This is a genomic window from Mucilaginibacter gotjawali (genome assembly GCF_002355435.1).
GTDB classification, from domain to species: domain Bacteria; phylum Bacteroidota; class Bacteroidia; order Sphingobacteriales; family Sphingobacteriaceae; genus Mucilaginibacter; species Mucilaginibacter gotjawali.
In genome coordinates, this window is record NZ_AP017313.1 from 3238072 (window position 1) to 3257192 (window position 19121).

A 19121-nucleotide genomic window follows, 5' to 3' on the forward strand; every position below is an offset into this window, starting at 1 on the left:
TAGATTTTATCCGTATTACTAATGTAAACATTAATGATGTTTTTTATTAACTATATCAAATAAAAAAGATAAAAGGCATAAATCTTAAACTTCCGACTTTCGCCTGCTCAACGATATTTCATCGCCTCCTTACCCAAAGCCCTCCGTAAAATCCCTATCTGGCCAATGGTATACGCCTGGTGATGATTGATGAATGTCCACAAACTTTCCGTTGTCTTAAAAGCAGGCAAGGGAAATTCGATTGGGCTATTTAAGGCTTCTTCGGGCATTTGTTCCAGCCCTTCGCGGATCGGTCCGGTATATTTATTCCATTCCGCTTTAATTTCTTCCAGCGAGGGCATTTTAATTGAGGCACTTACAGGTTCGGTTAGCTGTGTATTAAAATGATCGGTCCATGGAATATCTACCTGTACATTGCCCATCCTTGCCAAACCCAACTGCCCCCACACCAAATGCCCCGCAAGCCATTTGACATGATTGATCCCTGGTGCAAGCCTCACCTCAGCTTCTTCTTCATTTATATCCACTAAAACATTGTTAAACAACGTAGTATGTAAATCATACTGAATGAGTAATTGATCTTTCGCTGACATATATTTTCGTTTTTTTAGTAAAACATGTAGCCCAACAAATACACTATTAAATCGTATTGCCGAAGCTACTATGAACCATCAACTATGAACTCAAGAATATTTCATAGCATCCTTATTCAAGCCCCTTCTTAAAATACCGATCTGGCCGATGGTATAAGCCTGGTGGTGATTTATAAACGCCCACAAACCGCCGAGCGTATTATCAAAGGGAAATATAGGATGTGGTATGTTGATTACCGTATCCAGCGCAGCATCCGGAAGGTTTTCTAACCCGTTTCTTATCACCGGCCCCATTTCGTTCCATTTGTCTTTGATCTGTTGTAAAGCTGGCAATTCACTTGGCGTTGCGTCCAGGTCCTGCGGCGTTGCGCCTTGTTTGGTATGAAAATGATCGCGCCATGCAAAGTCGACCGGAACGCCCCCTATATTGCCCAAATTAAGCTGGGCCCAGGCCAGGTGGCCGGCAAGCCACTTAACACAGTTCATCGGGTCGGCGATGCATTTGCCTGACTCTGCATCTGTAATATCTGCCAAAACATTGTTATATAATACGTTATGCAGATCGTACTGGTCAAGTAATACTTTTTTTGCTGACATGGTTTTTTAAATTGATTACCCAAATGTAGCAGAATATTACAACACCTGTTAGGTGTAAATACGCCAATGTAAGGGGCTTTTTGCGACAGGGTGATTGTTGGAAAGTTGGAATGTTGAAAAGTTGTAATGTTGAAAATAGATAAAGTGATCAGTGAGGTTAGGTGCCTTTTTTCTTTCGGACTTCCGGACTTTTCCGTCTTTTCGGACTCAAAAATGAAATTTAATTTGGAATATTAACAAATACTACCTTATCTTTGAAACAATATTTGGTAGCAGTACCATGATCATTACCTCTCACACAGGTTTTGATTTATAAAGAAGCGGCGAGAGATCAGGCTCAATGACCCGCTGGCAACCCTCAAAAAGAGAAGGTGCCAATTCCTGGCCCGGTAAATATCCCGGGGAATATAAATTAATAACCATGAAAAGTCTGATTTACAACATTATTCAAACCATTTTTAGGGGCCAACAGGTAATCCAACCCGTATATATTTATAGTTATGCCTATAACTGTAATATGTGCATGTGTTGCTGTTGCTGATCCTTAACACGTTTTCATTTTCTCTTTCCCGAAAAAATACGTGTTTTCACAAAAGGATTTATAATCCTTTGTGAACAAGTCTGTAAACAAATCATTCACCATTAAATTTAAAAATCATGTCTGCTGAAAACTTAAAATTCGAAACACTTCAATTACATGCCGGCCAGGAGGCCGATCCAACTACAGGTTCACGCGCCGTACCGCTTTATCAAACTACGTCCTACGTATTTAAAAATGCCGAGCATGGCGCCAATCTTTTTGCATTAAAAGAATTTGGAAATATTTACACCCGACTGATGAACCCCACCACGGATGTTTTCGAGAAACGCATCGCTGCTTTGGAAGGCGGTGTGGCGGCTTTAGCAACAGCCTCAGGCCAGGCGGCACAGTTCATAGCTTTAAATAATATATTGCAGGTTGGCGATAATTTTGTTACCTCCCCATTCCTTTACGGCGGAACATACAACCAGTTTAAAGTAGCCTTTAAACGCTTAGGCATCGACGCACGCTTTGCGAAAGATGATACTGCGGAGAACCTTGAAAAATTGATTGACGATAAAACCAGGGCCATCTACCTGGAAACCATAGGTAACCCGGGCTTCAATATCGCTGATTTTGACAAGGTTGCTGAGCTTGCCAGGAAATACGACCTGCCGCTGATCGTTGACAATACCTTTGGTGCAGGTGGTTATTTATTCCGCCCGCTGGAGCACGGCGCCAATGTAGTGGTTGAGTCGACTACGAAATGGATTGGCGGACACGGAACAAGCATAGGCGGAGCAATTATTGACGGCGGTAATTATAATTGGGGTAATGGCAAATTCCCGCAATTTACCGAACCTTCTGAAGGGTATCATGGCCTGGTATTCGCTGATGTATTTGGCATCGGTGGCCCTTTTGGCAATATTCAGTTCATTATCCGGGCGCGTGTTGAGGGTTTGCGTGATTTCGGGCCATCTCAATCGCCATTTAATGCATGGTTGAATATACAGGGACTGGAAACGCTATCCCTGCGTGTTCAGCGTCACGTGGACAATACCCTTGAGTTGGCCAAATGGCTAGACCAGCACCCCGCAGTTGAAAGTGTAAACTATCCCGGCTTGCCGTCTTCACCGCACCATGCCCTTGGCAAAAAATACCTAAAAAATGGCTTTGGCGCGGTATTAACTTTCCAGGTAAAAGGAGATAAAGAAAATGCGGGTACAGTAATTGACAATTTGAAGTTGGTTAGCCATCTTGCTAACGTGGGCGATGCAAAAACGCTGATCATACAGCCATCAGCAACCACCCACCAGCAACTTTCAGACGAAGAACAATTATCGGCAGGTGTTTTACCAAACCAGCTACGCGTAGCTGTCGGGCTTGAACATATTGATGATATTAAAGCAGACTTTGAACAGGCATTTGGGAGATTAGTTGAGTAGAGATTAGGCACTGGAGATTAGATGCAAGTAGATGGGCGTTAGTCAAACTAATCTCTAGTCTCCGGTCTCTAATCACTAAAGGCCAATGACAAAATAAAAAATGAATACAGAAATATTTAAATACAATAAGTCATTCAAACTGGAGTCGGGCAAGCAATTGCCTGAACTCCAGATTGGATTTAATACCTACGGAACTTTAAATAAAAACCGCGACAACGTTGTTTGGGTTTGCCATGCACTTACCGCAAACTCGGATGTTTTTGACTGGTGGAAAGGGCTTTTTGGTGAACACGACCATTTTAACCCCGCTGAATATTTTATTGTTTGTGCCAACATCATCGGCTCTGCTTATGGCAGTACTAATCCGCTGAGCATCAACCCGGTTACAGGTCACCCGTTTTATCTGGCATTTCCTCAATTTACAGTTAGGGATATGGTGAAAGCCCATCAGCTGTTAGCTGATCATTTGCAGATCGATCATATCGAAATACTTTTAGGCGGATCATTAGGAGGACAACAGGCCGCTGAATGGGCCATCAGTGAACCTGATCGCATTAAAAACCTGATCCTTATAGCCACAAACGCTAAACATTCAGCCTGGGGCATCGCCTTTAATGAGTCGCAGCGCCTTGCCATCAGCGCTGACCGTACATTTTATTCCAATACACCGGATGGCGGCAAAAAGGGATTGAAAGCGGCGCGGAGCATTGCACTGCTATCCTATCGCAATTATAAAACATACGGTATTACCCAGCAGGAAGAAAAAGACAGCCTTGTTGATGGTTATAAAGCATCCTCGTACCAGAATTACCAGGGCGAAAAATTGGTAAACAGGTTCAATGCATACAGCTACTGGTACCTGTCCAAAAGTATGGATTCGCACAACGTAGGCCGTGGCCGGCGTGGGGTTGAAAAGGCGTTGAGCCTGATCAAAGCACGCACACTGGTTATCGGCATTAAATCAGATGTACTATTCCCTATTGAAGAACAACAATACCTGTTCAGGCATATCTCAAAATCAGCCTTTGCCGAATTGGATTCCTTTTACGGGCATGATGGATTTTTAATTGAAACAGAAGCATTAACTAACATAATCACCTCCTTTTTTAAGACAGACGTAAAAGGGAAAATAATTGAATTGCAACGTACCGCGTAATGAGTAAAAAATTAAATATAGGGCTATTTGGCTTTGGCGTAGTTGGCCAGGGCTTGTATGACATTATTAAAACCAAAAATCTAAACCTGGAGATCAAAAAAATCGCCATAAAAGATCCGCATAAGGAACGCTCTCTTCCCTCCCATTTATTTACAACCGAAAGGGACGAGTTGTTAAACCACCCTGAGATCAACACCATTGTTGAATTGATTAATGATACCGAAGCTGCATTTGAAATTGTATCGAGGGCATTGAGTTCGGGTAAAAATGTAGTATCGGCCAGCAAAAAAATGATCGCCCTGCATTTGGATGAATTGATCGCATTGCAGCACAAATACGGCACTTCGCTATTATACGAAGGTGCGGTTTGCGGCAGTATCCCCATCATCCGCAACCTGGAAGAATATTATGACAATGAATTACTGCATTCCATCAGCGGGATATTCAACGGATCATCCAACTATATCCTTTCAAAAGGCTTTCTTGAAAACCTGGATTATGATTCAGCGCTAAAACAGGCCCAGGATCTTGGATTTGCTGAAACCGACCCAACGAGCGATGTTGGCGGATATGATGCCAAATACAAACTGGTGATTGCGGCTGCCCATGCCTATGGTGTAATTGTACAACCCGACGACGTATTTAATTTAGGCATCCAAAACCTGAGCGCTTACGACCTGCAATATGCGCGCGAAAAAAACCTTAAAATAAAGCTGGTACCAGTAGCTAAAGAATTGGATGACCGGCATGTAGCCTTGTTTGTATTACCAAAATTTGTAAACGATAAGGAGTTTTTATACAATGTGGAATACGAATATAACGGCGTAATTGTACAGGCTGCTTTTGCCGATCAGCAATTCTTTTTTGGTAAGGGCGCGGGCGGCCACCCAACCGGCTCCGCGGTATTGTCAGATATAGCAGCTTTACGGTACGATTACCAGTATGAATACAAAAAAGCGAAGGAACGTAAAGACTTGAATTTCACCAATAATATAGAACTGAACATTTACCTGCGCTATGAAGATGAGAAATTGGTTGAATTGCTAAATTTTTCCCATATCCACGAACGCTATTATTCAGGCACTTATAAATATGTGATCGGTAAGATCAACCTGCAAAGCCTGATCGATAACCAGCAGGTGATAGCTGAAAACAAAGCCTTCGTCGCTTTTGCTGATCAGCTTGCAGGGGTTAACCTGGCTGCAGAAGTAAAGCAAACTGCTGAAGTACTCTGATATTTTTGTGTTTATTTAGTTTTTAAAAAAGGCTCCTTATGGGGCCTTTTTTTATATATGGCCATACAAGCATCCTATTGAAAGGTAGGTTTATAAGCAAATATTATTTGTTTATAAATTGATAAAAGTATTACCTTAAAGCAATTTATTGCGATCCCCTGATTTTATGAGAAGAAACCTATTGCTAGTATTGTTATTTACAATGGTATGGAGCGTTGCCTCCGCGCAAAAAAACAATGTTGACAGTTTAACAAAAGCCTATCGAAAAAACAGGCAGGATACCACGCTGGTACAACTCCTTAATAACAAAGCCTCCTACGTTTTCCTTACAACCAATTCTGATTCGGGGATGAACTGTCTGACAAAAGGACTGGCGCTCTCCCGAAAAATTCATTATAAGGATGGAGAAGTTCGCTCACAATTGGGTATCGCAACAATCCTGAGCAGAAGAGGCGACCTGCCACAATCGTTTAAGATCATTTTTGATCTGCTACCCCAGGCCATTGCCATCAATGATCAGCGGGCCGTAGCCCAGTGTTACAACAATCTTGGCCAGGACTATGGCATACTAAAGGATTACAAAAAGGCCCTGGCTTACCAATTTATGTTTAAAGCCGCTGCAGAAAAAGCATATTTAACTGATCTGATGCAGGTGGCGTACAACAATATTGCCAGGCAATACCTTGATCAGCGGATGGCGGACTCAGCAGAATATTATACAAAAAAGGGTTACAATATAGATAAGCATAGCGCTAATGATGGCTACCTGATCCGCAATTTTGGGGCTGTGCAGATGCTGAGAAAAAACTATGTAAAGGCAATTGCCTTTTTCAGAAAAAGTGTATTGGGCATCCCCAAAATGGACGATCACTACTTATTGAGCGAGGACTACCGAAGGATGGCAGAGGCGTACGAGCAATTGTTGCGCCGCGACTCATGCATCTACTTTGCTAAAAAGGCTGTGGACGAAGCCAACCTGAATAAAAACCCCGACCTGGTAATGAAGGCAAGCATGCTATTGAAGGATCAGTACCGATTAGTTAACGACTATAAAAATGCATTTGATTACCAGCAGATCATGCTGAAAGCACAGGACAGTTTATTCAGTCAGCGAAAAACGCTGCAGATACAAACCCTGACGCTAAACCAGGAGCAGCAAAAGCGCGATGCCGAAGCGGCCCAACAAGCCTACCAAAACAAAGTACAGCGATATACCCTATTAGGTATTATAACTGTTTTTGTGTTGATCGCCGGCATACTTTTATTTGCCAATGGCCAGCGTAAAAAGGCAAATAAAGCGCTTGAGCAGCGTAACGGGCAAATTGAAGCGCAACACAAGGCCCTCGAAAAAACAGTGTCTGATCTGAAAAACACCCAAACCCAATTAATCCAGTCCGAGAAAATGGCATCACTTGGCGAACTTACCGCAGGTATCGCCCACGAGATCCAAAACCCGCTCAATTTTGTCAATAATTTTTCAGAAGTAAATACCGAACTTATTGATGAAATGGAGCAGGAAATTTCCAAAGGCGATATGGAGGAAGTAAAGGCCATCGCGCAAAACATCAAAGAAAACCAGCAAAAGATCAGCCAGCATGGCAAACGGGCTGATTTTATTGTGAAAGGCATGCTGCAGCATTCACGCAACCATAGCGGCGAAAGGCAGTTTACCAATATCAATATTTTGGCTGATGAGTTTTTAAAACTTTCCTACCACGGTTTGCGAGCCAAAGACAAAAGCTTTAACGCCGAAATGACGACACATTTTGACGAAAATATACCCGTTATCAGTATTGTGCAGCAAGACATTGGCCGCGTTTTGCTCAACCTGTTTAACAATGCTTTTTATGCGGTTAACCAGAAATCGAAAACCGCCGGAACAGGTTACAAGCCGGAAGTAACTGTTTCTACAACCGTTGAAAACAGCCGGGTGGTTATCAAAGTAAAGGATAACGGTATCGGCATACCAGAAGCGATAAAAGAGAAGATCATGCAGCCATTTTTCACCACAAAGCCTACCGGTGAAGGTACGGGGTTGGGCCTTTCATTAACATATGATATGGTGGTGAAAGGACACGGCGGTTTAATAACCGTTGAAAGTAATGAAAACATATTTACAGAGATTACGGTTTCGATACCTTTAATATGAAATTATATAAAATTTGGCTATTGTCTGCCGTTTTACTTTTGGCAAACGGAAATCTTTCGTTTGCGCAAACTGCGGGGAAACATATATTTCAGCTCAGTAAGCTTTCAGCGGTTGATACAGTGCTGAATGGTTGGCTGTTTAAAACGGGCGATAAACCGCAATATGCCCTACCCGCATATAACGACGACGAGTGGACACAATTTGACCCGGGTGCCGAACTTTACACTTTTAAGTACCCCGGGCAAACTTGCTGGCTAAGGCTCCATCTTAATATAGATACTGCCCTGCAAACAAATGAGTTTGCACTGATGGCCAATCAAAATGTAGCATCGCAGGTATATGTGGACGGAAAGTTGTTTAAAAGCTATGGTACTGTTTCTGCCTCCCCGGTAGCCTATAATCCACTTAATTATCCTGAAAACATTCAACTATCGGCAGGGCCGCATGTAATTGCCGTTAAGTTTATCCTGCCCGGGGAATACATGCACCTGCACACGACTGTTTATAGCAGCAATATTTTAATTTTCAGTATTAATAAATACACTAATGCGATAAAAAACTACCAGGAGGAAGAAGTTCAAATAGACCGCGTTAACGGCGAAAACCTGTGGCTGATGGGGATTTTCTTTATCCTTACCATTACGCATATCATTTTATACCTTTACCACCGCAGTCAGAAAGCGCATCTTTATTACAGCGGTATAACTTTCGTTTTACTGTGCGATACATGGCTCAACGTCACGCTGCAAACGCAGCATTCACTGGTTGCCGCATACTGGCTAAATAACCTGGGCAACTTAACCTTCGCAGGTTTTATTTTTCTGCCGCTAACTATCTATGCCATTTTCGGTTACCGCAATCGCGTCGTCCTTAAACTTATCCTGGCTATCTCATGCATTTGCCTGCTTACAATGTTTTTTAACAATGAATATGAAGCCATCTTGTTTTTTTACTTTATACCCATATGCAATGCAATAGAGTGTATCCGGGTGGCCATATTGGCAAGGAAAAATAAGCAGCGCGGCGCCATATTCATTATTACAGGCAGTTCATTGTTCCTTGTACTGCTTGGTTTGCAAAACAGTGTTCCCGGTTTTGCGGGGGAGGTGCTATTTGTCCTTACCTTACTCAGCCTGCCCATTGGGATGACTATCTTTTTGGCTATACAAACTGCCATGACTTACAGCGCACTGGAAATTAACCTGGCCGAGGTGCAGGCGCTTTCCGACAAAAACCTGCAATACCAACTGGAAAAACAGCAACTATTAGCCGATCAGAATGAAACGCTGGAACGACAGGTCGCAGAGCGCACTGCCGAACTAAGCACCACATTAGATAACCTGAAAGCCACGCAGCAACAACTCATCCAGGCAGAAAAAATGGCGTCCCTGGGCGAACTTACAGCAGGTATCGCCCACGAGATACAGAACCCGCTCAACTTCGTCAACAACTTCTCGGAAGTAAGTATTGAACTGCTGGACGAACTGAAACAGGAAGCTGAAACCGGCAACAAGGAAGAGGTAATTGCAATTGCAGGTGACCTTACCCAAAATCTCGAAAAAATAAACCATCATGGCCGGCGTGCCGATGCCATTGTAAAAGGCATGCTGCAGCACAGCCAGTCGGGTAGCGGAACGAAAGAACCGACTAATATCAATACGCTTTCAAACGAGTATTTACGCCTCTCGTACCATGGTTTGCGTTCAAAAGATAAGTCATTCAATGCGGAAACAATAACGCATTTTGATGAAGAACTCCCTCTAATAAAAGTGGTACCCCAGGATATCGGGCGTGTACTGCTCAATATTTTCAACAACGCCTTCTATGCCGTTAACAAAAAGCAAAAAACCGCTGGTGAAGGCTATAAAGCTGAAGTTTCGGTAACTACCTGCCTCGAAAACGGGCAGTTAAACATCTGGGTAAAAGATAATGGAGTGGGCATTCCCGCAGGCATTAAAGGGAAAATTATGCAGCCATTTTTCACAACCAAACCAACGGGTGAGGGCACCGGCCTGGGTTTATCCTTAACTTATGATATTGTGGTTAATGGGCATGGTGGAAGTATAACCGTTAATAGTGTTGAAGGCGAAGGATCGGAGTTTATTATTCAATTGCCGATAGTTTAAACACCTTATAAAGTGGTTTACTATATTTGCAGGCAAACCCGGTTAATCATCACTGATGTCGAAACTCGCCAAACTTGTTTATAACAGACCTTTTGTATTAACCCTTTATTTTGGACTGAGTTTATTCGCTGTAGTAAAAAGCGTTATTGTCCACCATATACATAACAATTATTTTGTTTATAAATACGGCTTTATCAATACCATACACCTGCATACAGTGTTTGGCCCCCAGCCGGAGCATTATAACGACCTTTATCATTACGGCCCTGTATTCGCCCTTTTGATGGCACCCTTTGCCCTGTTGCCCGATAGTTTTGGGGTAATACTTTGGGTAATGTTTAATGCATGGGCCTTGTACATTGCTATCAAATTACTCCCCTTAAAAAACCGGTATTACCTGCCTGTTTTGCTTATTTGCGCACATGAATTAATGACCTCTACGGCCAACGTCGAGATTAACCCATTAATCGGGGCTTTAATCATTCTGAGTTTTGTATTTATACGGGATAAAAAGGATTTTTGGGCAGCACTGATGATCTGCCTCGGCATATTCATCAAACTTTACGGCATAGTTGGGCTGGCTTTCTTCTTCTTTTCGGACAACAAACTCAAATTTATATTGAGCATGATATTTTGGTCGGTTGTTTTGTTTTTATTACCCATGCTGATATCATCGCCTGCTTATATTATTAAAACTTACCATGACTGGTACGGCGACCTGGTTAAAAAGAATTTAAGCAATATCGGGCCAAGCCTGCAGGATATTTCGGCGATGGGGCTTATCCGTAATATCTTTAACTACCGGCAACTCTCAAACATTACTGTTATCGTGCCCGGCATTATCCTTTTTGGTGCCTGGTATGCCCGGATAAAATATTACAGGGTTATTCCCTACCAGTTGTTGTTACTGGCTTCTACACTTATTTTTGTGATCATCTTTAGCAGTTCGTCCGAATCGCCCACCTATATCATTGCCTTTGCAGGTGTTGCCATATGGTTTATGAACCTTGACCGGCCGGTTAACCGGCTTGAGCTGTTTTTATTTATTTTCGCGCTGTTATTAACAAGCCTTTCGCCGTCAGACCTGTTTCCCCGTTACATCCGGGTAAATTATGTGACCCCCTATAAACTCAAGGCGCTGCCATGCGTATTGATCTGGCTCAAGATCATTTACGAAACCATTTTCCGTAAATTCGATACGAAAACTGAAGGTAAACAAGCACCAGCGCTTTAAAATACTTTTGCTGTAAAAACGCTTAAATAACCGATACCACGATAGCCGAATTATAACACTAAAGGATAGGCGTGATGTTTTAATAAGGATTTCCATTTATTATCTGTTTATTTCAGGCAAATAAACAGCGTAAAGGCCACGTCAAACCATAGCCTGTGCGTATTTGAACAGGTTGCTACAAAACGACGTGGACGGGTAAAAACAAAAAAGCTATTTATGTTAGTCATAAATAGCCTTCTGTATTGCAGTAAATCAGCTGATAAGATAATTAAATCTCTCTTCCCGGATCCCAGTTTTCAAGGTAATCAGCCACCCTCCTAACGAAGGATCCGCCAAGGGCACCATCTACTACCCTATGGTCATAGGATAAAGATAAAAACATCATGTGCCTGATGCCGATCATGTCGCCCTGCAGGGTTTCAATTACCGCCGGTTTCTTTTTTATCGCGCCGACAGCCAAAATAGCCACCTGTGGCTGGTTAATAATAGGCGTACCCATCACGTTGCCGAAGGACCCCACATTGGTTATGGTAAAAGTACCGCCCTGTACGTCATCGGGTTTCAATTTTCCGGTGCGCGCACGGTTGGCCAGGTCGTTAACAGACTTTGTAAGCCCGATCAGGTTTAATTCATCTGCCCTTTTTATAACCGGCACAATAAGGTTTCCACTTGGTAAAGCGGTGGCCATACTTATATTGATGTCTTTCTTTTTAATGATCTGGGTACCATTAACCTGAATATTGATCATCGGCATATCCTTTATCGCCCTTACTACTGCTTCAATAAATATAGGTGTAAAGGTGATCTTCTCTCCTTCGCGTTTTTCAAATGCGTTTTTTATTTTCTCGCGCCATAAAACCAGGTTGGTAACATCGGCTTCCACAAATGAAGTTACATGGGGCGAAGTATGCTTGCTCATTACCATGTGATCGGCAATCAGCCGGCGCATCCTGTCCATCTCAATGATCTCGTCATTGCCGGACATTGATACCGACGATTTAACCGCGCTTTCCGCAGCTTGCTGACTTACTGCTTCAGCTTTAGGTTGTTCAAAAATGTGTTCTGGTTTTGGCGCTTCAAAAACAGGCGCTGGTTTGGGGGCCTCAATAACCGGTTCAGGTTTCGGAGCCTCAAATACAGGCGCTACCGGAGGAGCTTCAAAAACCGGTTCTGTAACAGGAGCCTTTGTAACCGGCTCAGGTACCGTCGGCGCGGCAACCGGTTCCGGCCCATTTGTATCGGTTCCGGTTGGTGTTGCTTCAACGGGCGCACCAGTAGTTGGCGAAGTTATTGTATACCTGTTCCCGATATAATTTAACAGATCATCTTTTGTTAAACGTCCTTCTGCACCTGTACCCGGGATCTTATCGAGTTCGGCGTTGCTGATGCCTTCCTGGGCCGCTATATTCTTAACTAAAGGAGAATAAAACCTTAAACCATTTTTAAGGCCATCTTCCGGTTTCGGCCCGCCATTGCTATCAAGATTTTCGGTATACGGTACAGGCGGTGTCAATTCTTCCCGCTGTTCGGCAAATACAGGTTGCTTCAATTCTTCAGCAGGCTTTGCTTCAGGTTGCGGCGCCTGGTACACCGGCGGAGGTACTTCTGCCACCGGGGCAGCTTGCTGAACTTCAGCCACCGGGGCGGCAATTTGAACTTCAGGTACAGGAGGTGTTGCTTGTGTGGCTTCGATCACCGGGGCATTTACTGTTACCTTTTGTGTAACAATCTCCTCCGGGTCGGCGGTTTCAATGATCGCGATCACCGCGCCAACCTGCACCACATCGTTATCTTTATAAAACCGTTCGAGCAATTTACCTGAAACTGGTGATGGTACTTCAGAATCAACTTTATCAGTAGCGATCTCCATTACTGTATCGTCTGCTTCCACATGATCCCCCGGATTTTTGGTCCATCTGATCACAGTTGCTTCCGCAACACTTTCCCCCATTTTAGGCAATAACAGTTTGTATTGGGCCATAGACAGTAATTATCGTAGAGCCCAAAATTAGCTGTTTTTATCCTAATTTTCCACTATCGTGAAGTAAAGTATTCAACATATTTAAGGCCGAAATTGCGCTTCTTTCAATGTTTTGGCGGCGTTTGTTACCAAATGTTAATTTCTTTACTATGGTTTTGTTAACATTTGCCACGGCGATATAAACAGTGCCGACAGGCTTTTCAGCGGTACCACCATCCGGCCCGGCAATGCCTGTAACTGCAATAGCATAACCCGACTTAAAATTTCGCAATGCACCCTCAACCATCTCCGTTGCAACTTCTTTGCTTACCGCCCCAAATTGTGCAAGAGTATCTTTTTTTACCCCTAAAATTATCTCTTTCAGCTCGTTTGAATAGGTAACCCCGCCGCCAAAAAAAACCCTGGAAGCGCCCGGGTGTTGCGTAAACAATTGCGAGATATAACCGCCTGTGCAGCTTTCGGCAATGGATAAAGTAAGCCCCTTTCCATCCATATAATCCAGGATAGCTTTCTCTATAGGGATATCTTCTTCAGCGGCTACCACATTGGCAACCCGCTCAATTATTTTTTGCGCATATTCATTTACCTCCTGCTTCAGCAAGGCTTCATTTTCGCCATATCCGCTCAGGCGGAGCCTTACCTGGCCCAGCTTAGGTAAATAAGCAAGTTTTATATGGGCCGGAAGCGAATCCTCAATATCTGCTATCCGTTCTGCAAGATATGATTCCCCCTCTCCCACGGTTAAAATCGTTTTGTGGATAATGACCGGCAGCACCAAAGACGACTTCAGTTTTGGGATCACATCGTCTTCCATCATATACATCATCTCATGAGGGACGCCGGGCATCGAAACAAATATTTTCCCTTTTTCATTAAACCACATCCCCGGCGCTGTGCCATTTTTATTTTGTATAACCACGCAGTTTTGGGGTACCAGTGCCTGCTGTTTATTTACTTCCAGCAGCCCGGTTAACGTCCCCCTTAACCTTTGGAAAATATTTTGCACATTATCCAGGGCCTCCTGGTTCAACACCATACCAACGCCAAAATATTCGCAAAGTGTTTTTTTGGTGATGTCGTCTTTGGTTGGCCCAAGGCCCCCGGTAATTAAAATAACGTCGGCCCTGCCTGCTGCCTCATCAAGGGCAGTAAGGATATGTTGCCTGTCGTCAGATACCGAGGAGATTTGTTTGATACGGATACCTATATTATTCAGCTCATGAGCCATCCAGGCTGAATTGGTATCCACAATCTGGCCGATCAATATTTCGTCGCCAATGGTAATTATTTCTGCTAACATTATTGCGTAAAGCTTTGATTACTGGTATAGTCGCTTCTTTTGCTTAGTTTCAAATCCTGCAAAATGGAAGCCTTTACCTTTAAAGTAATATTATATGATTTATAAAGCCCGAAGGGCACCCATTGTATATTAAGGTCCCAGCAGTGAAGATCACGGTAAATGGCAAATGACGTAACCGCAAGTTTGCGCGCCCTTATGTCATAGTTGGTATTGTACTGAACTTTCCATTTGGATGTTAAGTTGACATCGCCGCTTAACATGATGGTATTGGTGGTATTGGTACTGGTAATATTATTATTATAGCTAAAACTATAATTAAACGATACGTTCCAGGGCACATTAAAGTCGACATAAGCGCTTGGGTCGCTGTTGATAACCGCCAGCCTTTGTGCCTGCTGCGGATTGATAGTTTGCAATGTACTGCCTGGTTGTACCGGCGTTTTTGGATTAAATGTAGTTGAGTTTAAGCTGCCGCTCATTGAAAAGCTAAATGATGTAAGCGTTGGGAACTTACCATGCTGCCAGGTAAACTGGTTTATTTCGTGTGTATATTTTAATATTTGCCCATTTGAAATTGAATCGAGCACCTGGTTTACATAAGGATTTAATGAACCAAAGAAACTGAGATTTACCTTTTGATTAAAGATGGCTGAATGCGCAGAAAAAGATATCGGCGATAACCTGAGCGAATCCTGTGCGAAATTATAGAACGTTGAAAACGTTAATCCCTGCAAAATGGCAACCTTTTTTGGCTTTCCGGAAGTATCGGTTGCTTTCGGTTTAAATTTTGCCTCAATAGTGTTATCCAGGCTTAGCCCTATGCCCGCCTGTTTGCCTGCGGAGGGAAAACCATCTTCAAAAATTGAATAGGTTTGACTTGAATATGGGTATGGAATGACAGCGTTGCTTACCGCTGTTTTATAATACCCAAAACTTGATTGCGAAAAATCAGGGTTATAATTAAAGCTGACCGAAGGCGTCATCACATGCCGTATTGCTATCAGGTTGCCTTTTTTAAAGCTGATGGTACTGTATACCTTTGTGGAAAGGCTGGTACTTAAATTATAAATCCCCGCCCTTTTAAAACCGTTTAAAGTATCTGTTACCATTGAATCGAGGCCAGAGATGCTTCCCCTGGCAAAACTTTTACGGATGGTTTGCAGGTACCAGTGTTCGGTGTAGTTTACGTTGGAGCTAAATTGAAAATATTTAAAAACATTTAAACTTAAGCCGATGGGAATATTATGGGTGATACTGGTTTGCAGGTTTTTAATGAGTGTATTGCCCTTAAAAAGTTCAGCTTCGGGCAAATTATTTATGGAATTGTTTGCCTGCAAGCTATAACTGATGGTTAATTTTTGATACCATTTTGGATCTCCGACCCTTTCCTTTGAATCAAAAGGGCTAAGTGAGGCCATTGAAAAGCTCAAAGTTGGTAATTGCAGCGAAATTGTTTTATTGGTAAGGTCCTGGCTGTGGCCAAGGCCAAGGCTCATATTAAAAAGCGAGCCCCAGGTTTTACTATAGTTTATGGTTGACCGCAGGTTATTTTGCGTAAGTGCCTGGATGTTATAGTTACTGTACGAGGGGTTGTTTGAATAAAAAGTTGAGGTACCTGCGTTTACTGAAGCGCTGAACGTGCTTCCGGGGTGTGCATTTGGGTCCTGGCTATGAGACCAGGTGACGTTAAAGTCTTTGGTTGCAGGGTCTCCCTGGAGCCCGTAGTTATGAGAGCCGTAGCTTAAGGATAAATCGCCCGAATATTTATACCTTTTTAAATAGTGCATCGTACTATTTAACTCGTACGCACCTTTTGAATATACGGTGCCGGTGGTGGTAAGGTCCATGTAATCACTTATGGCGAAGTAATAGCCAAAATTGCGGAGATAGAAACCAAGTTTCTGATCTTCACCAAAGGTAGGAATGATAATACCTGAGGTTTTGGTATCCGGCTTGGGGAAAAAGCCAAAAGGAATAGCTAAAGGGAGAGGGATCCCTTCAATTTCAAGGTAGGCCGGGCCGGCAATTATCCGGTTTTTTTCGGCAATGCCCCGCGTAATTACTATACCGAAATGTGTATCAGGATATGGCAGATCGCAGGTACTGAAAATTACGTTACGGTAAGCAACTTCTGTCGAATCTAATTTTTTTGCAACACCGCCCGACAGGAAGTTACCATCCTGGTCGGATGCCGGGTTATAGAGTTTCCCTTTTTTTGTTTTATAATTAAACAATAACGAGTCCGACAATAATGGTTTATCTTTTCCTTGCTTGGAAATTGGCCTGCCAACATACCGGTGAGTTACCGGATCAATGCGCCCTTTGGCAAAAAGCAGGTGATTTTTTTGGTCGACGCGGATATAATCAGCATCCAATTCAAAATCCTCATAAGTTACCCTGGCGTTGCCATACAAATAGGTAATCTGGTGTTCCTGGTCAACAAGGGTTGAATCATCGGCATGGGATTTTACTTCTGATTTAAGGCTGCTGTTATTTTTTGTGGTGTCTGCTACGCCTCCGGATTTTTTTATTGGCGTAGTTGACTTAGATTTTTTATCTTTAAGCAGTTTACTGTCCCTGACGGAATCCATTTTTATGATAGTATCTGCCAACGGCTTATACATAAATGTACCGGAATTCCGTTCATGTGAATAGGCAGTCACATTGGCTATTAAAATAATTGCAAGCAGAAAAAGTAAGCTGATGAATTTCAAAATAGATAATGAATAGTATTTTTGCAGATATTGTTAACAGCGTTCAAAAATAATGAAAAATAAGGCATTGAAAAGATTGATTTACGGTTTATCGTTATTACTAACATTTACACCTGTATTTTCTTTTGCATTAACCACTCATACTAAACAAGATACGGTTACAACCACCGGTTACAAACTGCGAACAATTATCGTAGATCCCGGGCATGGCGGCAAACCATCGGGCACTACCGGTACTTATTCTCACGGCGCGTCCGGCTCCTATTCGTTAGAGAGAAATGTAACGCTTGCCCTGGCATTTAAATTGCAAAAAGAGTTAGAAAAAGAATTGCCCAGTGTGAAAGTTGTATTGACCCGTAGTACGGACGATGATGTTTCATTGCAAAGGCGGGCACAAATAGCCAATGAAAATAAAGGAGACCTTTTTATATCATTACACTGCAATTCGCTGCCTGACAGGCATGTACGTGAATTAGTGGGCCATAAACATCATAAAGCTATTTACCGCACTGTTGATATACCTGACCACTCGGGCAGAGGCGTTTTAATGCTTGTTTACGGTTTTTGGCGAAGCAGGGAAGGCGAGAATGCCATCAAGCAAAACCTGATAGAGGGCGGTGATTCGGAATTGAACGACAACCCCGATCCTAATGACCCTGAGGCAATGATCCTGATGAACGAGTATAAACGCAAATACCGTCAGCGAAGCATTCATCTTGCGGAATTGATTGATCACGAACTTGTTGATACAGATGGAAGACATAATGAGGGAATCAGGGAACAGGGCGTGCATGTATTATGCCACAGCGCTATGCCGGCAGTACTGGTTGAAACTGGTTACATAGATAACGCCGATGATGAAGCTTATTTAAATTCTGAAAAAGGCCAGGATGAAATTGTGGCCTCAATTGTTCGGGCAATCGAAAGTTATAAAGATGAAGTTGAACAGGTTTCACCCTGATTATTTTTGAAACTTATTGCCGCAATTTTGGTTAAATAACCTGTAAACACCCTGATTTATCATAATTATTAATAACATATGAGATTTATATGTCAGAATTGTGAATTGGCATAGCTATTTTTGCCGCCTGAGCTTCTGCCATCTCAATATTGAAAATGAAAATAACAAACGAAACAAAAATCGGCATATTAACCGTTATCGGAATTACCATACTTATTTTAGGCTATAGTTTTTTAAGGGGGGATGATGTTTTTTCGGGGACCAATAAATTTTACGCTGTTTATAGCAGTGTTGATGGCCTGTCGATATCAAAACCCGTCCTTGTAAATGGTTTCCAAATCGGCAGGATCTCAAAAATGAAATTGCAGCCTAACGGCAGTACTGTAGTTGAGTTAAGTGTTGACCACCAATATGTAGTCCCCAAAAACACGCTTGCAAAACTGGTTAGCACCGATCTGTTGGGAAGCAAGGCTATTGTATTTGTGTATGGCAACAGCAATTTGCCCGCACAGGACAAAGACACTTTGAGGGCAGACATACAGGGCAGCTTAGCTGAAAGTTTACAGCCGATTCAAATGAAAGCCGAAAAACTAATTAGCAAATTAGACTCCTCACTGGCAGCGATAAACAAAATACTGAATCCGAATTTCCAAAAAAATGTTGACCGGAGTTTCGCCAGCATCGCCAATTCGCTGCAAACACTCGAAGGCACCACTAAAAAAATTGACAACCTGGTAGGCACGCAAACCGTGCACATTAATTCCATTATGTCAAACACCGAAACGGTAACCTCCAATTTAAAAACCAGCTCGGCAAATTTAAATGGCATTACTGCTAATTTTGAAAAAGTAAGCAATGATGTGGCCAATTCAAACATCAAGCAAACCCTTGATAACGCCAATAAAGCCATGGCAGATCTGCAGGCAACCATCAGTAAAATTAACACCAATAACGGAACTTTGGGGATGCTGCTAAATGACAGGCAGGTTTACGATAACTTGCAAAATGCAACAAACAACCTCAACAGCCTGTTTATTGACATCAAGGCGAATCCTAAAAAATACGTAAGCTTTTCAGTATTTGGAGGGAAGAAGTAAGGATAGTGATTAG

At 42.6% G+C, this 19121-nt stretch carries 13 protein-coding genes and 1 riboswitch; of the genes, 8 read left to right on the top strand and 5 right to left on the bottom strand.

From position 1 onward, the window contains the following. Positions 1-107: 107 nt before the first annotated feature. Positions 108-593: a DinB family protein gene (locus MgSA37_RS14470; protein ID WP_096352873.1), complete on the bottom strand. Its 486-nt coding sequence runs from the start codon at positions 591-593 to the stop codon at positions 108-110. A 90-nt stretch (positions 594-683) separates the two neighbouring features. After that, the gene (locus MgSA37_RS14475) at positions 684-1190 is read right to left on the bottom strand and encodes a DinB family protein (protein WP_096352874.1); all 507 of its coding nucleotides are present in this window, start codon (positions 1188-1190) and stop codon (positions 684-686) included. A gap of 307 nt (positions 1191-1497) precedes the next feature. Continuing rightward, positions 1498-1604, top strand: a riboswitch (SAM riboswitch). Between the two features lie 243 nt (positions 1605-1847). On the opposite strand from MgSA37_RS14475, the gene MgSA37_RS14480 reads away from it, so the two are divergent. The 6 genes from MgSA37_RS14480 (at position 1848) to MgSA37_RS14505 (ending at position 11055) form a co-directional block, all read left to right on the top strand. After that, on the top strand, positions 1848-3155 hold the full coding sequence (locus MgSA37_RS14480; RefSeq protein ID WP_096352876.1) for an O-acetylhomoserine aminocarboxypropyltransferase/cysteine synthase family protein: 1308 nt from the start codon (positions 1848-1850) through the stop codon (positions 3153-3155). Positions 3156-3255: 100 nt separating this feature from the next. After that, a complete protein-coding gene (locus MgSA37_RS14485) occupies positions 3256-4311 on the top strand; it encodes a homoserine O-acetyltransferase family protein (RefSeq protein WP_096352877.1) in 1056 nt (351 codons plus the stop codon). Next, positions 4311-5546 carry a homoserine dehydrogenase gene (locus MgSA37_RS14490; RefSeq protein WP_096352879.1) on the top strand — a complete coding sequence of 412 codons (1236 nt, stop codon included), beginning with the start codon at positions 4311-4313 and terminating at the stop codon, positions 5544-5546. Before MgSA37_RS14485 ends, MgSA37_RS14490 begins: the two co-directional genes overlap by 1 nt. 166 nt (positions 5547-5712) lie before the next feature. After that, on the top strand, positions 5713-7695 hold the full coding sequence (locus MgSA37_RS28820) for a tetratricopeptide repeat-containing sensor histidine kinase (RefSeq protein WP_096352880.1): 1983 nt from the start codon (positions 5713-5715) through the stop codon (positions 7693-7695). Further along, positions 7692-9821: an ATP-binding protein gene (locus MgSA37_RS14500; RefSeq protein WP_096352881.1), complete on the top strand. Its 2130-nt coding sequence runs from the start codon at positions 7692-7694 to the stop codon at positions 9819-9821. The genes MgSA37_RS28820 and MgSA37_RS14500 overlap by 4 nt, the downstream gene beginning before the upstream one ends. Positions 9822-9876: 55 nt before the next feature. Continuing rightward, positions 9877-11055 carry a glycosyltransferase family 87 protein gene (locus MgSA37_RS14505; RefSeq protein ID WP_096352883.1) on the top strand — a complete coding sequence of 393 codons (1179 nt, stop codon included), beginning with the start codon at positions 9877-9879 and terminating at the stop codon, positions 11053-11055. 268 nt (positions 11056-11323) lie between these two features. Here the strand turns inward: MgSA37_RS14505 and MgSA37_RS14510 are convergent, their stop codons facing one another. Genes MgSA37_RS14510 through MgSA37_RS14520 form a run of 3 tightly spaced genes read right to left on the bottom strand, consistent with a single transcriptional unit; the run spans position 11324 to position 17050 of the window. After that, positions 11324-13036 carry a dihydrolipoamide acetyltransferase family protein gene (locus MgSA37_RS14510; protein ID WP_096352884.1) on the bottom strand — a complete coding sequence of 571 codons (1713 nt, stop codon included), beginning with the start codon at positions 13034-13036 and terminating at the stop codon, positions 11324-11326. Positions 13037-13073: 37 nt separating this feature from the next. Next, positions 13074-14336, bottom strand: a complete 1263-nt coding sequence (locus MgSA37_RS14515) for a competence/damage-inducible protein A (RefSeq protein WP_096352886.1) — start codon at positions 14334-14336, stop codon at positions 13074-13076. Continuing rightward, positions 14336-17050, bottom strand: a complete 2715-nt coding sequence (locus MgSA37_RS14520; RefSeq protein ID WP_096352887.1) for a putative LPS assembly protein LptD — start codon at positions 17048-17050, stop codon at positions 14336-14338. Before MgSA37_RS14520 ends, MgSA37_RS14515 begins: the two co-directional genes overlap by 1 nt. Positions 17051-17102: 52 nt before the next feature. On the opposite strand from MgSA37_RS14520, the gene MgSA37_RS14525 reads away from it, so the two are divergent. Further along, complete coding sequence (locus MgSA37_RS14525; protein ID WP_096352889.1) at positions 17103-18011, top strand: N-acetylmuramoyl-L-alanine amidase family protein; 909 nt, start codon at positions 17103-17105, stop codon at positions 18009-18011. A gap of 155 nt (positions 18012-18166) precedes the next feature. Further along, positions 18167-19108: an MlaD family protein gene (locus tag MgSA37_RS14530; RefSeq protein WP_096352890.1), complete on the top strand. Its 942-nt coding sequence runs from the start codon at positions 18167-18169 to the stop codon at positions 19106-19108. Positions 19109-19121 lie beyond the last annotated feature (13 nt).

Excerpts from the sequence above, each read along its gene's own strand:
- MgSA37_RS14530 (WP_096352890.1), top strand. The coding sequence starts at position 18,167 with ATGAAAATAACAAACGAAACAAAAATCGGCATATTAACCGTTATCGGA.
- MgSA37_RS28820 (WP_096352880.1), top strand. The coding sequence starts at position 5,713 with ATGAGAAGAAACCTATTGCTAGTATTGTTATTTACAATGGTATGGAGC.
- MgSA37_RS14525 (WP_096352889.1), top strand. The coding sequence starts at position 17,103 with ATGAAAAATAAGGCATTGAAAAGATTGATTTACGGTTTATCGTTATTA.
- MgSA37_RS14510 (WP_096352884.1), bottom strand. The coding sequence starts at position 13,036 with ATGGCCCAATACAAACTGTTATTGCCTAAAATGGGGGAAAGTGTTGCG.
- MgSA37_RS14470 (WP_096352873.1), bottom strand. The coding sequence starts at position 593 with ATGTCAGCGAAAGATCAATTACTCATTCAGTATGATTTACATACTACG.
- MgSA37_RS14490 (WP_096352879.1), top strand. The coding sequence starts at position 4,311 with ATGAGTAAAAAATTAAATATAGGGCTATTTGGCTTTGGCGTAGTTGGC.
- MgSA37_RS14485 (WP_096352877.1), top strand. The coding sequence starts at position 3,256 with ATGAATACAGAAATATTTAAATACAATAAGTCATTCAAACTGGAGTCG.
- MgSA37_RS14475 (WP_096352874.1), bottom strand. The coding sequence starts at position 1,190 with ATGTCAGCAAAAAAAGTATTACTTGACCAGTACGATCTGCATAACGTA.
- MgSA37_RS14480 (WP_096352876.1), top strand. The coding sequence starts at position 1,848 with ATGTCTGCTGAAAACTTAAAATTCGAAACACTTCAATTACATGCCGGC.
- MgSA37_RS14505 (WP_096352883.1), top strand. The coding sequence starts at position 9,877 with ATGTCGAAACTCGCCAAACTTGTTTATAACAGACCTTTTGTATTAACC.
- MgSA37_RS14500 (WP_096352881.1), top strand. The coding sequence starts at position 7,692 with ATGAAATTATATAAAATTTGGCTATTGTCTGCCGTTTTACTTTTGGCA.
- MgSA37_RS14515 (WP_096352886.1), bottom strand. The coding sequence starts at position 14,336 with ATGTTAGCAGAAATAATTACCATTGGCGACGAAATATTGATCGGCCAG.